At 67.8% G+C, this 13,484-nt stretch carries 12 protein-coding genes; 2 read left to right on the top strand and 10 right to left on the bottom strand.

Translation table 11 applies throughout. The annotated features are described in order from the left end of the window. Position 1: 1 nt before the first annotated feature. A complete protein-coding gene (locus tag E0L93_RS06670; RefSeq protein WP_207890361.1) occupies positions 2-730 on the bottom strand; it encodes a GntR family transcriptional regulator in 729 nt (242 codons plus the stop codon). Between the two features lie 144 nt (positions 731-874). Here E0L93_RS06670 and E0L93_RS06665 point away from each other — a divergent pair, with 144 nt between their 5' ends. After that, positions 875-2,080 (top strand): MFS transporter, encoded by a 1,206-nt coding sequence (locus E0L93_RS06665; RefSeq protein WP_132690220.1) that lies wholly within the window; start codon positions 875-877, stop codon positions 2,078-2,080. Between the two features lie 3 nt (positions 2,081-2,083). On the opposite strand, the gene E0L93_RS06660 is transcribed toward E0L93_RS06665, so the two are convergent. The 9 genes from E0L93_RS06660 to E0L93_RS06620 all read right to left on the bottom strand — a co-directional run bounded on the left by E0L93_RS06660 (position 2,084) and on the right by E0L93_RS06620 (position 12,429). After that, entirely contained in the window at positions 2,084-2,872 is a 789-nt protein-coding gene (locus E0L93_RS06660; protein WP_132690217.1) for a DUF3891 family protein, read from the bottom strand. After that, positions 2,869-3,492: an isochorismatase family protein gene (locus tag E0L93_RS06655; protein ID WP_132690214.1), complete on the bottom strand. Its 624-nt coding sequence runs from the start codon at positions 3,490-3,492 to the stop codon at positions 2,869-2,871. Before E0L93_RS06655 ends, E0L93_RS06660 begins: the two co-directional genes overlap by 4 nt. Positions 3,493-3,496: 4 nt before the next feature. Then, on the bottom strand, positions 3,497-5,398 hold the full coding sequence (locus E0L93_RS06650; RefSeq protein WP_132690211.1) for a hydantoinase B/oxoprolinase family protein: 1,902 nt from the start codon (positions 5,396-5,398) through the stop codon (positions 3,497-3,499). 6 nt (positions 5,399-5,404) lie between these two features. Then, positions 5,405-7,459 carry a hydantoinase/oxoprolinase family protein gene (locus E0L93_RS06645; protein WP_132690208.1) on the bottom strand — a complete coding sequence of 685 codons (2,055 nt, stop codon included), beginning with the start codon at positions 7,457-7,459 and terminating at the stop codon, positions 5,405-5,407. An 80-nt stretch (positions 7,460-7,539) separates the two neighbouring features. After that, the gene (locus tag E0L93_RS06640) at positions 7,540-8,433 is read right to left on the bottom strand and encodes a hydroxymethylglutaryl-CoA lyase (protein ID WP_132690205.1); all 894 of its coding nucleotides are present in this window, start codon (positions 8,431-8,433) and stop codon (positions 7,540-7,542) included. After that, positions 8,433-9,635: a CaiB/BaiF CoA transferase family protein gene (locus E0L93_RS06635; RefSeq protein ID WP_132690202.1), complete on the bottom strand. Its 1,203-nt coding sequence runs from the start codon at positions 9,633-9,635 to the stop codon at positions 8,433-8,435. The genes E0L93_RS06640 and E0L93_RS06635 overlap by 1 nt, the downstream gene beginning before the upstream one ends. Continuing rightward, positions 9,625-10,311, bottom strand: coding sequence for a GntR family transcriptional regulator (locus E0L93_RS06630; protein WP_207890360.1), 687 nt, complete (start codon positions 10,309-10,311; stop codon positions 9,625-9,627). Before E0L93_RS06630 ends, E0L93_RS06635 begins: the two co-directional genes overlap by 11 nt. A gap of 345 nt (positions 10,312-10,656) precedes the next feature. After that, positions 10,657-11,673, bottom strand: a complete 1,017-nt coding sequence (locus E0L93_RS06625; RefSeq protein ID WP_279387455.1) for an AbrB family transcriptional regulator — start codon at positions 11,671-11,673, stop codon at positions 10,657-10,659. A gap of 45 nt (positions 11,674-11,718) precedes the next feature. Further along, positions 11,719-12,429 carry an SDR family NAD(P)-dependent oxidoreductase gene (locus E0L93_RS06620; protein ID WP_207890359.1) on the bottom strand — a complete coding sequence of 237 codons (711 nt, stop codon included), beginning with the start codon at positions 12,427-12,429 and terminating at the stop codon, positions 11,719-11,721. Positions 12,430-12,567: 138 nt separating this feature from the next. Between E0L93_RS06620 and E0L93_RS06615 the strand changes: the two genes are divergently transcribed. Continuing rightward, on the top strand, positions 12,568-13,323 hold the full coding sequence (locus E0L93_RS06615; RefSeq protein ID WP_165874206.1) for a Crp/Fnr family transcriptional regulator: 756 nt from the start codon (positions 12,568-12,570) through the stop codon (positions 13,321-13,323). Positions 13,324-13,484: the final 161 nt, after the last annotated feature.

Here is a 13,484-nt window from a genome sequence, read left to right as displayed (position 1 = left end):
CTCAGACGCGCAGCACGCTCGTTATGCGGTAGCGGTCGCCCCGGTAGACGCTCCGGACATACTCGAAAGCCCGGCCCTTCGCGTCGAAGGTCACCCGCTCGATGAGCAGCGCCGGACTGCCGGGCGCCACACCCAGCACCTCCGCGTCAGCCTCGCCGACGAGCGCCGCCTCGTAGCTCTGCTCGGCGTGCGAGATACTGACCCCGCCACGGCGCAGCTCCTCGTAGAGGGAGCTCTTCGACATATCCACCTCCAGCGTCCCCCGGGCCACATCGTAGAGGAGGTGGCTGGTCTCGAGCGCCATCGGTTCCCCGTCGGCATTCCGGAGCCGCTTGAGCCGGATGATGCGCTCCCCCTCATCCACCCTTAGAAACCGCGCCACGACCGGCCCGGCAGGCTCCACCTCCATCTCCAGTACCGTGCTGGAGACCGCCATCCCCCGCTCGCGCATGTCCTCGGTGAAGCTGGTCAGCCGCGCGGCCTCCTGCTGTACCTTCTTCCCGGCGACGAACGTGCCCTTGCCCTGCTCCCGGTAGAGAACCCCCTCGTTCACAAGCTCCATTATCGCTTGGCGGGCCGTCATCCGGCTGATGCCGTACCGCTCGCACAGCTCCCGCTCCGACGGGATGAGCTGCCCCTCCTGAAGCTCCTCGGACTCGATCATCCCGCGGATGATCTCCTTCAGCTGGTAGTACTTCGGTATGGGGCTGTTCGTGTCTATCCCGGCCAATCCACCTCCTCTACCCGGTCTAGACCATTATACATGTCCGGGAGGCCCTTCCGGCACTCCGGCTTCTTGACAGCGCCCGGCAGGCCTGTATGTTCCGCGTATGGACGCGGAGGTTAGCAACGCCTCTGAGGGGGAGCCTGGCAGATGAACCGGTTTCACATCTTCGGGCTGTTCACGTTCGCCTACTTTCTCTCGTACTTCTTCCGCTCGGCAAATGCCGTCATCGCGCCGGACCTCTCTCGCGAGCTGGCGCTGGACGCGGCGCAGCTCGGGCTCATGACCAGCGTCTTCTTCGCCGCCTTCGCCCTGGCCCAGCTCCCCGTGGGCTTGAGCCTGGACCGCTGGGGACCGCGGCCGGTGGTGCCGGTGTTCATGGCGGCCGGAGTGGCGGGCAGTCTCGTCTTCGCCGCTGCGGACTCGTTCCCGATGCTGATCCTGGGCCGGGCGCTGCTCGGCGTGGGGATGGCGGTGGTGCTCATGGGCTCCTTTAAGGTGTTCTCGCTCTGGTTTCCGCCGCACCAGTTCGCGACCGTCTCGGGCATCCTGATGGGCGTCGGGGCCTCGGGAGCGCTCTTCGCCGCCACGCCGCTGGCATACCTGAACGAGACCTTCGGATGGCGGGCGGTCTTCGCCGGAGGGGCGCTGGTGATCGCGGCGAGCGCGCTGGTCATTCTCATCTTCGCCCGTAACGCCCCGCCGGGAGCGGCGTGGCCGTCCGCGGACTCCAACGGCGACGGGCTCATGCGCGTGTTCGGCAGCGGACGCTTCTGGCGCATCGCGGCGCTGAACTTCTTCATGTGCGGCGGGCTGCTCGGGATACAGGGGCTCTGGGCGGGGCCGTACCTTTACGACGCCGCCGGCCTGGGGAGCATCGCCGTCGGCAACTTACTACTACTCATGGGCATCGGGGTGGTCGCGGGGTACGGAGCCATCGGCTGGCTGGCCGACCGGCTGGGTGTGGCCCGCGTCGTGCTCGCGGGTTGTGCGCTCTTCGCGCTCTGCCAGCTCGCCCTGGCACTCCGGGCTCCGCTCGCGCTGCTCCCGGCGCTCTACTTCCTCTTCGGCTTCTTTGGCGGGGCGGGAGCGGGGCTCTTGATACACGCCCGCACCGCTTTCCCGCCGGGGATGACCGCCCGGGCCGTCTCCATGGTGAATCTGGCCGGCATCGCCGGCACCTTCCTCCTGCAGTGGCTCATCGGGGTGGTGGTGGACCTCTTCCCCGCCGACGCTGCGGGCCGGTACCCGCCCGAGGCCTACACCGCGGCCTTCCTGTTCACCGCCGCCGGGACGGCCGCCGCCACGCTCTTCTACCTGCCGCTGGCCCGCAAGACCGCCCGCACCGGGGAATAGCCGCTACCCGCTCTCCACGGTTATCTCAACCACCTCCGGCTCCGCCGAGAAGAGATCCCGGCGGAAGCTCTCGTGGTCCGGCCAGTCGCGTTTGAGTACGAGCCGGCGGAGCAGCGTGAAGCGGGATGGAGACTCACCGAACGGGAACGGCTGCGCGCGCACGCGCCAAGGGGCGGCCGGCGCGAGCTTCAGGTCCACCCGCCCGGCGGAGTAGTCTACCGGCACGTCCTCCAGCGAGGCCGGCTCGCCGCCCTCCAGGTCGTTCATGCAGAAGTAGAGCGAGAGACGGTCGTAGACCTGGAGCAGCCGGTAATTGGTCCAGAGCCGGGTCTCGTCCAGCCCCATCTCTTCCACCAGCCGGCCGCGGTGCGCCTCCTGTTCCCGCACGAATTCGTCTACCAGGTCTTGGGCGGAGGCGGCTCCGGTCAGCGGCGGCGACTCCTCGCCTGCATAGCGGCCCTTGTACAGCCCCGCGCCGTGCATTGAGACCAGCAGCCCGGCGTACCGGTCTTCCTCGGAGACGGCGGCGATGGCCGCCCTGTACAGGTGCAGGTGCACGGCCACGTCGCGGTCCAGGAAGTTCTGCGGCCTCCCTTCGTCGTCCAGGCGCGGCGCGCGCTCCCAGACGCTCCAGCCGTCGTCGTGGCGGAAGGCGGCGATCTTCATGGGCTCGAACGGCTCCGGGCGGGCGAACCGCTCGTTACCCCAGCGCTCCGCGAGCTGGCCGGAGAGGGTGGCGTGGTCGGTCTGGAAGACGATCTGGTAGCCGTCTCCGGCGTCGCGAACTATCATCGTTTTGCTAGCTCTCCCATCCGCTTCAGATACTGCAGCGCCTCCTCGATAGATACCACGTCGCCGTACTTGGCGTCTATGTCGTAGAGGCTGGCCTCGTGAGCATCCGGGTTGCGGTCACCCACCGCTTCGCGCGGGACGACGGGGCGGAAGCCGTGCTGGAGGGCGTCGACGGCGGTCGCCCGGACGCAGCCGCTCGTCGAGGCGCCGGTGATGATCAGGGTGTCCACCCCCGCCGCGGTAAGCAAGGCTCCGAGCGGCGTCCCGAAGAAGCCCGAGGCGAAGAGCTTGTTCAGTACGGGTTCGGAGGCGCGCGGGGCTATTCGCGGGTCGATCTCGGCCCACCGGCTCCCGGCCTCCAGGGTGAGGAGGGCGGGCACCTTGTCTATGAACGCGGCGGCGGTGAGCCTGTCGCTCTCCTGGTAGGCGATGGTCGTGAAGACGACCGGGATCTCGGCCTCCCGCGCGGCATCCAGCAGCCTCCGGATGTTCTCTACAGGGCCGTCGAGGTCGCAGGCCAGCGGCGACTCCGGGTCGGTGAAGCCCAGGGTCATGTCGATGACGGCGAGGGCGGGGCGGCGCCCGAAGCCGCCGCGTCCGCCGAAGCCCTCTATGTGCATCCGCTCACCCCCTGCCGTTGGCTCGAGCGGCGCCGAGCTCGTGCGAGAGCCACTCGTTGAACTTACGGCGCGTCTCGGCGATGACCCGTCGCTGCTCCTCGAGCGGAGGAAGGTCGCCGTGGTCGAAGGCGGGCAGTTCGGGACGGGCGCTCCTTATCTGCTCGCGCCGCGACTCTGTAGCCGCCGCGTCCACGGAGCCGTCTTCGCCTATCACGACCCCGTACTCGCTCCCGGCGGCCTCGCGACTGACGAGGCCCCAGCGGACGTCCCTGGCGACGGCCTCGGGGTCGCGCTCGAGCGGGTCGCCGACGCCTCCGGCCCCCGCGGTCTCGAAGACGAGCCGGTCCCCCTCGAAGACCGGGACGTCGCTCACCTTGGAGGGGAGCTCCACCGACGCGCCGCTCTTGCGGATCAGGGTCTTCTTTGAGGGGGCGCCGGGCCTGCCGCCGGCCACCCCGTAGGGATAGGTGTGGTGGCGGTCGTCCTGGTAGGTGATGCGCCCGTTGGCGAGGAAGCGGTAGACCTTCCTTATCCCGCAGCCGCCGCGGAACTGCCCCGCGCCGCAGGAGTCGCGGCGGGCGGCGTACTCCTCGACGATCATCGGGTAGTAAGTCTCCATGTACTCGGCGGGGACCGCGAGGAACTCCGGCCACCAGGAGTGCCCGTCGAGGCCGTCCTTGCCGGGGATCGCCGGGATGCCGCCGTACAGGATCTCCATCGTCTGGAACGGCTCGCCGCTCTTCTTCACGCCGGAGTAGACGAAGTTGGGGCTCGTGCCGTAGGAGCCCGAGACGTTGAAGCCTATCGCCTTGGCGTAGACCGCGCCGAGCACGTCGAAGAGGCGGGCCATGACGACGAGGCGGTTAGAGAGGGGAGCGGGCTCTACCGGGCGCAGGACGGAGCCCTCGGGGATGTTGACCTTTATGACGTCGGAGTAGCCGTCGTTGAAGAGGATCGTGGGGTCGACGGCGGAGATCAGGAAGACGCCGGCGAACATCTGGAACATCCGGTGGTTGAGGAGGAAGTTGACGGGGCCGGGGACCTGGGCGTCGGTCCCGGTCCAGTCGAGGTGCAGCGTGTCCCCCTCGCGCCACATGGCGAGCTTGAGCTTTATGGGGCCGTTGCCGAGGCCGTCGTCGTCTGTGTAGTCCTCGAACTCGAAGCGCTCGCCCTCGGGGATGAGCTGGCGCATGAGGTTTATGATGCTGGTGCGCGTCCTGTCGAGCAGCGCGTCGCACGCCTCCAGGTAGGTCTCTTTGCCGAAGCGGTCGCAGATGTCCTTTACCCTCTGCGCGCCCGCCGCCGTGCCCGCGGCTATCGCCATGATGTCCGCGCGGGTCTCGCGCGGGGTGCGGGAGTTGTGGCAGAAGAAGCGCAGGACCTCCTCGTTCAGCCTGCCGCCGTCGTAGAGCTTGACGGGCGGCATCCGGACGCCCTCCTCGTAGATCGAGCGGGCGTCGATGGGGATGGAACCGGCGGTCTTGCCGCCGACGTCCATCAGGTTGCCCCACTGCAGGGCGTAGCCGACGTGGTCGCCCTCGTAGAAGATCGGGCGCACCAGCAGGATGTCCGGAAGGTGGGAGGTGCTCCCCTCCATCATGTACGGGTCGTTGAGGGCGATAACGTCGCCGTCCTTGAGGTCCTCTGCCTTGTAGGGCGAGTTCTCAAGGACGGTGTCCACGGGACTTCCGAACTGGCCGACGACCATGCGCCCCTGCCGGTCGGCGATGAGGGGGAACTCGTCGGCCTGCTCGCGGATGATCGGGCTGACGGCCGTGGTGACGAGCACCCGGTCCATCTCGTGGCGGATGTTCTTGAGGGCGTTCTCGATGATATCGAGGGTGACGTTGTCTATGTTGTGCTCCCGGACGAAGTCCGGAAGCTCCTGCCTCTCGTGCAGCACCATCTCTCTTTAGGCCTCCTCGATCAGGATGTTCCCGAAGCGGTCCACCGCGCCCCGGTAGCCGGGTTCTATGACCGTCGTGGTGTCGTCCTGAACCACGACGGCAGGACCTTCCACGGTGTGGTTGGGTCTGAGCCTGCCGCGGTCGTAGATGGGCGTCTCCATCCACTCCCCGCCGAAGTACACCCTCTCGGTGCGCAGCACGGCCTCCGAGGCGTCTGCCCCGGCGCCGTCCTCGCTCTCGACGAGGCTCACGCCCCTTATGGTGCCGCGCCCGACGACCCGGACGGTGGCGATCTCGAGGGGCGAGTCCGGAAGCTCGAAGTTGTAGCGCTGGCGGTGGGCCTCCTCGAAGCGTTCGCGCAGGAAGGTCGAGTCCTCGCCGGTCAGCTCGTCGAGCTCGAAGCGGCAGGGGATCTGGATGTTCTGCAGGTAGTAGCGGCAGTCGGCGTACAGGTCGAAGCGCTTCCCTTCCTCCTCCACCCCCTCGCCGTCGAGCCACTCGTTCGCCTGGGCTATAAGCCTCTCAACGGTCGCCCTGAGCTCAGCGGCCGGCGTCTCCTCGGCGGTGCGCAGGTAGGTCTCGGGGAACTCGTTCTGGATGTCCGAGGAGAGGAAGCCGAAGGCGCTCATCACGCCCGGGGTCGGCGGCACGATAACGGAGTGCGACCGGATCAGGCGCCCGAGGGCGTTGGCGTGCATCGGCCCGGCCCCGCCGAAGGCCACGAGCCCGAACTCCCGCGGGTCGTGGCCGCGCTCGACGCTCACGACGCGAAGCGCGGCGTGCATGTTCTCGTTGACGATCTCCAGGATCGCCTCCGCCGCCTCCTCGACGCCCATCCCGAGCCGCTCGGCGACCTTGCCGACCGCGCGCCTGGCGGCCTCCTCGTCCATCTCCAGCGTGCCCCCCAAAGCCACGCCCGGCGGGATGCGGTGGAGCACGACGTTCGCGTCGGTGACGGTCGGCTCCTCGCCGCCGCGCCCGTAGGCCGCCGGTCCCGGGTCGGCCCCCGCACTCGCCGGGCCGACCTGCAGCGCGCCGCTCGCGGAGACGAAGGCGATCGAGCCTCCCCCCGCGCCGACGCTGTGGACGTCCACCGCCGGGCTCTTGAACTGGAAGTAGCCGAGCCGGATGTCACGGCGCACGGGCGTCTCCCCGTTCAGGCACAGCGAGACGTCCGTGGAGGTCCCGCCCATATCGAAGGTGAGGATGTCTTTGATGCCGATCTCGCGCGCCAGGTACGCAGACCCCGTCACGCCCCCCGACGGCCCGGAGAGAGCGATCTGTATGGGGCTCTCCGCGACCGCCTCGGTGCTCATCGCCCCGCCGTCGGAGCGGACGATGGAGAGCGCTCCCCCGAAGCGCCGCTCGCGGATGCTCCTCTCGAAGTTGCGCATGTAGAGCATCGTGCGCGGCTGGACGGCGGTGTTCACCACGGTCGTCAGCGTGCGCTCGTACTCGCCGTACTCCTGCCCGATGTCCGCCGAGATCGAGACCGAGAGGTCCGGGTACATCTCGCGCACGATCTCGCGCGCCCGCCGCTCGTGCGCCGGGTTGACGTAGGAGTTGAGGAAGCCGATGGCGAGCGACTCGACGCCCCGGCCCACGAGCCTCTCCACGGCCTCGCGCACCTCGCCCTCGTCGAGCGGCACCAGGACGCCGCCGTCCGGGCCGATGCGCTCGTTGATGCCGACGGTGTCCGTCGGGTCTGCTGGCGGGTCGGGCTTCTGGAGCGACATCCAGCCGTAGAGCGGGCCCGGCGTCCAGGCGCGGGCGAGGAGCAGGATCTGCTCGTGGCCCTTCGTCGTAAGCAGCCCCACGCGCGAGCCGGTGTTCGTGAGGATCATGTTCGTCACCACGGTCGTACCGTGGAAGAGGAGGTTGAGGTCCTCGAAGGAGATCCCCACCTTCCGGCAGACCGTCTCTATCCCCTCCACCACCCCTCTCGACGGATCGTCGGGCGTCGAGAGGACCTTGCCCTCGGTCAGCTCCCCACTCTGCTGGTCGAAGATCAGAACGTCGGTAAACGTTCCGCCCACGTCCACGGCCACGTTGTACGCCATATACTCTCCTTCCAAAATCTAACCGCCGGCTCAGACCACCGGCGCTTACCCCACCCGACGATCCCCATCTCTCCCCGCTCTCACCCGGCCACGGGCGCGAAGCCGCCGGCCTTGTAGACACGCCCCGGAAGCTCTTTACCTAGCTGCTCTGCGAGCCACGAGGCAACTTCTATGAGGGAACCGAGATCTATACCGGTCTCATATCCCATTCCGTGCAACGTGTAGACGAGGTCCTCCGTTGCTATGTTGCCCGTAGCCCTCGGCGCGAACGGACAACCCCCCGTACCCCCGACCGAGGCGTCGAGCACCTCGGCCCCAGACTCCAGGGCCGCCAGGGCGTTGGCGATGCCCGTGTTGCGCGTGTCGTGGAAGTGGCATCCGACCTTGACCCCGAGGCCCTTCACTCCTTCCACCAGCTCGCGCACCTGACCGGGCACCCCCACCCCGATGGTGTCGGCGAGCACCAGCTCGCCGGGCATCTCCTGGGCCACCTCCGCGGCTATCTCGAGTACCCGCTGCGCCTCCACCTTCCCCTCAAACGGACAGCCGAACGCCACGCTGAGCGTTACCCCAAACCGGAGGCCGTCCTCTCTGGCGCGCCGGGCGAGCTTCCCGGAGAGCTGTATGGCCTCCTCAACTGTGGTGTTCTGGTTGCGTCTTGCAAACGTCCCGGTGACGGGGAAGGCGTAGCGAACCTCGTCCACCCCGGCGGCGACGGCCCGGTCGTAGCCCTTCTCGTTGAGCACCAGCCCGGCGTATATCACTCCCTCCCTGCGGCGCAGCCCGGACATCACCTCCTCCGCCCCGGCCATCTGCGGCACCAGTCTGGGATGGACGAAGCTTGCAGCCTCGATCCTGCTCAGCCCAGCCTCGGCCAGCCGGTTACACAGCTCCGCCCGCACCTCCGGAGATAGAACTTTCTCCTCGTTCTGCAGGCCGTCGCGCGGCCCCACCTCGACTACCCCGACGCGCATTAGATGACCCCCCGTTCTTTGAGCGTACTCTGCTCCTTCCCGCTCAACCCGAGCAGCTTCCCGTATACCTCTTCGTTGTGCTGGCCTAGAGCCGGGCCGGTCCAGCGGACCTCGCCGGGCGTCCCGGTCAGGCGCGGGACGACGTTCTGCATCGGGACCTCGCCTATCTCGGGGTCCTCGACCCGGATGATGTTCTCCCGGGCCGCGTAGTGCGGGTCCTCCATCATGTCCCGGGCGGTGAAGATCTTGCCCGCCGGAACCCCGGCCTCGACCATGGTGTCGAGCACCTCTTCGGCGGTGCGTTCCCCGGTCCACTCCGAGATCTTGGCGTCCAACTCCTCCATGTTCTCGCCCCGCGCGTGGTGCGTGGCGTACTTGGGATCATCAGCCCACTCCGGATGCCCGAGCGCCTTCGCAAGCCTCCTGAAAACAGTGTCGGCGTTACCCGCGATGAGCACGTAGTCCCCGTCTTTTGTAGGGTAGATGTTGGAGGGCGCGACGAAGGGCAGCACGCTGCCGGTGCGGCCCCGGACATGCCCGGTGAGGGCGTACTCGGGAATCGTGCTCTCCATCAGCGCCAGCACGGCCTCGTAGATCCCGACGTCCACCACCTGTCCCAGCCCGCCGTTGTGCTCCCGGTGGTATAGGGCGGTGAGCGCGCCCAAAGCCCCGAAGGTCGCCGCCAGCGAGTCGCCCAGGGAGATCCCCACCCGGGGCGGCGGCCGGTCCGGGAAGCCCGTCACGTGCCGGATGCCGCCCATAGCCTCGCCGATGGCCCCGAAGCCGGCCCTGTCTCTGTACGGCCCGGTCTGCCCGAACCCGGAGACGCGCACCATTACAAGGCCGGCGTTGATCTCCCGCAGCTTCTCGTAGCCGAGGCCCCACCTCTCCATCGTGCCGGGCCGGAAGTTCTCGACCAGCACGTCGGCCTCGGCTACCAGCCTCCGGGCCAGTTCCTGCCCCTCGGCCTCGCGCAGGTTGAGCGTCACGCTCTTCTTGTTGCGGGCGATGACCGGCCACCAAAGAGTACGCCCCTCCTTGCGGTGCCGGCCCCACTCCCGCATCGGGTCGCCCTTGCCGGGCGGCTCCACTTTTATGACCTCCGCCCCGAAGTCCCCGAGCAGCTGGCCACAGAACGGCCCGGCCAATAGACTCCCCATCTCTACGACCCGCACTCCCTCCAGCGGCCGCTTACCTCTCATTCTCTCGCTCCTCCTCCAGGGCCCGGATGACGAAGTCCCGGCCCTCGTAGACGTGCTCGCGCATCACGATCTCGGCCCGCTCGGCATCCCCCTGTTCGAGCGCCCGCAGGATCTGGCGGTGGTAGTGATTCGAGATGAACCGCTCCTCGGGCGTGTACCAGAAGAACGCCTTGAAGACCAGCGGCAGCTGGACGGTGCGCTGCACCAGATGCCGGAGCCGCCGGTTGCGGCTGGCCTCGACTATGGCGCCGTGGAAGTCGTTGTTGAGCCGTACGAGACACCGGATCTCCTCCTCCCGGTCGCCGAAGCCGCCGGGCTTTACGCTCTCCATCTGCTCACAAAGCGCTCCCAACCGCTCCAGCTCCTCCGCCCGGATGCGGGCGGCAGCCCGCCGCGCAGCATGCCCCTCCAGCACAGCCCGCAGATCGTAGATGTCCCAGACCTCCTCAATGGTGAACCCACAGACCATGGCACCCCGGTTGGGCGCTATCTCCACGAGCCCCTCGGCCTCGAGCATCGCAAGAGCCTGCCTGACCGGAGTCCGGCTTACCCCCAGACGCCGGGCCAGCTGCTCCTCCACAAGCCGCTCGCCCGGACCATACTCCCCGACCAAGATCGAATGCCGGATGCTCTCCAGAACTCCCGAACGCCCCCCGTCCCGCAGAGCCTCACTCACCACCCAGACCCCACCCCGCATAGCGCCCGCGCCGCCAAACCGGACGAAAAACCGCCCGAACTTCCAGCCCCCCGGCCGGGAAAGAAGAACCCAAGATATCCTCGCTCCTCCGTTACACTCACTCCCCGTATGCGGCCCTTGCCTCCAGACCGCAAGGCTATTGTATACAATCATACCTGTGCGGCAACATTCGTGTCAAGAGTCCGGGGAGAAATTTCCTATATATGCCGCTTAATTATGGGTGTACTCCCGGTCGGACGGTGAAGATGGGTGGGAGACCGTCAAGGGTTGTATACAAAAGTCGGGGATGGGGGTGCCTGCGCTCTCACCGGTTCTGAAGACGGGCTAGTTTGGGAAGAGCGAGATCAGGGCGGGCACGACAACGATAATGGTGCTGAGGCGCACCAGGTGTATGAAGGCGACGACCACCGTGTTGGCACCGGCCGAGCTTGCGGTGGCGATCACCTCGCCCATCCCGCCGGGTGCGGCGGCGAAGGCGGCGGTCAGGTTATCTTGGCCGAAGAGGCGGGCGAGCAGGAGGCTCATTGAGATCCAGAGCAGCATCTGGGCAGAGATGAGGATGGCTCCGGCTCCGGCGAGCGAGACGAGTTCGGCGAAGAACTCCGCCGAGAGGCCAAGCCCGATAACCATTCCCCCGAGCAGCTGCACTCCGAGTCCGTACTGGCGCACGGGGACGGGGTTCTCCGTCAGCAGGCGGAAGGCGGCCGAGCCGGCCAGGGCCCCGATCACGCCCCCGGCCGGGATGGAGATCAGGAGGCCCGCAGTGCCTCCTGCTGCCCCGGCCGCCGTGGCCAGTCCCAGCCGCCGCCAGTCTCCTCTGCTCTCGCTCCAGAGGGGCGGTGCGCTGCGCCTGGTTCCGGACTCCTTACGGTTCAGGTAGGCCAGCAGGAGGTTGATCCCCGCGATGGCCGTCAGCAGCCGGGCGAGGTGCACCGCCGCGACGGCCGCCCCGTCAGCGCCGAAGGCGGCGCTCACCACCACTATCTCCGTCAGCCCGCCGGGTGCGGCGGCGAAGAGAGCGGTGACCGGGTCGAGGGAGGTCAGCCGCGCAGCCACGAGCGCCGCCGCGACGCCCACGGCGATCATGGCCGCCGAGACCAGGACTGCCGGCGCCAGCGAGCGTACTCCCGAGCGGATCGCGCCCCGCGACATGCGCAGGCCCACCATGATGCCGACCATGACCTGCAGCACCGCGTTCGCCTCCGGCGGAGCGGGGACCGGCGGCAGCCCCATGGCGACCTTCCCCAGCCCCATTCCCGCCAGAGCTCCCGTGAGAACTCCGGCGGGCAATCCCAGCCGGTATCCTGCCACGGCTCCTGCCAGGCCGAGCAGTAAGCTCAGGATGAGTCCGAAACCGATGAGAGATCCCTCCTCCGGCCGGACCGGTCAGCCGCGCCCGAACTCCTGGGCCTTGAAGCGCCGGCCCGTCACTCCCCGCGAGTCGTCGGAGGCCAGATAGAGGAAGACGTCCGTGTTTTCTTCGGGCGGGATGCGGGTCATGGGGTCCTCGTCCGGGTAGGCGGCGGCCCGCATCTCGGTGCGCATCCCGCCCGGGTCCACGGAGTTGACCCGGATGCCGCGCTCCTGGAGCTCGGCGGCCAGGATCTGGGTCAGCCCCTCCAGACCGAACTTGCTCACCGAGTAGGCCCCCCACTTCGCCCGGCCCTCAACGCTCACGCCGCTGGTGACGTTCACGATCGAACCGCCCTCGGGCATGTGCGGGATCACGGCCTTAGAGACCAGGAAAGGACCGGTCAGGTTCGCCTCCAGCACCGCCCGCCACTCGTCCTCAGGGTACTCCACTATCTCGACCCGCGGGCCCAGGATGCCAGCGTTGTTGTATAGAACGTCTATCCTCCCGAAGCGCTCCGCCGCTTCCGAAACCATACGCTCCACGAACCCGCTGTCGGTCACGTCCCCCGGAGCCTGCATCACGCGGACACCGAAGCCGGTGGCCTCCACGGTCACCGGCTCCAGCGACTCCGCGCTCCGGGAGTTGAGGACGAGATCCGCCCCTTCCCGCGCGCAGGCCAGCGCCAGCGCCTTGCCAAGCCCCCGGCTCGCCCCGGTTATGAGAACGGTCTTGCCTTCCAGCATCTCTACTCCTATCGGTCGAGCACAGCAACGCCCACCAGTTTAAACCCTCCCATCCCGGGACCGCTCATGCAAAACCGCCCCGCATGGCGTATAAAGGGGGATGATGTTTGCGTCGCCCACACACCGGACGGAGGTCTGATGTCGCGCGAGACGGCGCCCCCCGCCTGGACCCGCCAGCCCGGAGCCCGCTGCCGGGCCATAGAACATCTGACCCGGCTGGAAGGGCTGCAGGAGTTCGAAACGTTCGCCGGGCTGGGCGAGGAGTTCTTCCAGGCATTGGCAGGTGCGGTTACCGCACTGGAGGTCGGCGAGGGCACCTCCATCTACCGCGAAGGCGAGCCTTCGGGGAGCGTGTACCTGCTGCGCGAGGGACGGATCAAACTCTACCGCACCTCCCGCCGGGGAAGAGCCCAGATCCTGAACGTCCTCGGAGACGGCTCCGTGCTGGGACTCTCAGCCTCGCTCGAAGGCGAACCCCGCAGCCACGGCGCAACCGCCCTCACCGACTGCGGGCTCTACGTCATCTTCCACAACGAACTGACGGATATAATGCAGCGCTTCCCGGGCGCCTCCGTGCGGCTCTCCCGGGTGCTGGCACGCGAGGTCCGCGAACTGGAAGAGCTCGTCGGAGATCTGGTCTTCCACAGCGCTCCCCAACGCGTGGCCCGAATGCTCCTGAAACTCGCCACCGAAGAAGGCCGGGTGACCAAACAGGGCGTGGTCTTCGAACCCTCCCTCAGCCGACACGAGATGGCCGAAGCGACCGGTATCTCACGCGAAGCCCTCTCCCGTACACTCTCCCGGCTCGCCAGAGAAGGCATCCTCGCCCTGGACGGTAAGTCCATCATCATCCTCGAACCCGCCGGCCTGCGGGCGCGTACCGGAGACCCCTAGCAAAGCCGGGGTTGCAACACAGCCACATACCCGCTATGCTCCCTCTTGATAACGGTTGTCAGTAGCGCCCCGGATCTCCGGGCGGTCTGTTCTGCGTGATCTGGATCACGGTTCCTCATGACCCGGGTCATGATCTCGGTTGACGGCCGTCAATGGCCGGT

The sequence above is a fragment of the Rubrobacter taiwanensis genome (assembly GCF_004337705.1).
Taxonomy (GTDB): domain Bacteria; phylum Actinomycetota; class Rubrobacteria; order Rubrobacterales; family Rubrobacteraceae; genus Rubrobacter_C; species Rubrobacter_C taiwanensis.
The sequence above is the reverse complement of the archived record's forward strand: the minus strand, read 5'-3'. Positions and strand labels throughout refer to the sequence as shown.

Excerpts from the sequence above, each read along its gene's own strand:
- E0L93_RS06660 (WP_132690217.1), bottom strand. The coding sequence starts at position 2,872 with ATGATAGTTCGCGACGCCGGAGACGGCTACCAGATCGTCTTCCAGACC.
- E0L93_RS06650 (WP_132690211.1), bottom strand. The coding sequence starts at position 5,398 with ATGGTGCTGCACGAGAGGCAGGAGCTTCCGGACTTCGTCCGGGAGCAC.
- E0L93_RS06655 (WP_132690214.1), bottom strand. The coding sequence starts at position 3,492 with ATGCACATAGAGGGCTTCGGCGGACGCGGCGGCTTCGGGCGCCGCCCC.
- E0L93_RS06635 (WP_132690202.1), bottom strand. The coding sequence starts at position 9,635 with ATGAGAGGTAAGCGGCCGCTGGAGGGAGTGCGGGTCGTAGAGATGGGG.
- E0L93_RS06620 (WP_207890359.1), bottom strand. The coding sequence starts at position 12,429 with ATGCTGGAAGGCAAGACCGTTCTCATAACCGGGGCGAGCCGGGGGCTT.
- E0L93_RS06645 (WP_132690208.1), bottom strand. The coding sequence starts at position 7,459 with ATGGCGTACAACGTGGCCGTGGACGTGGGCGGAACGTTTACCGACGTT.
- E0L93_RS06615 (WP_165874206.1), top strand. The coding sequence starts at position 12,568 with ATGTCGCGCGAGACGGCGCCCCCCGCCTGGACCCGCCAGCCCGGAGCC.
- E0L93_RS06665 (WP_132690220.1), top strand. The coding sequence starts at position 875 with ATGAACCGGTTTCACATCTTCGGGCTGTTCACGTTCGCCTACTTTCTC.
- E0L93_RS06640 (WP_132690205.1), bottom strand. The coding sequence starts at position 8,433 with ATGCGCGTCGGGGTAGTCGAGGTGGGGCCGCGCGACGGCCTGCAGAAC.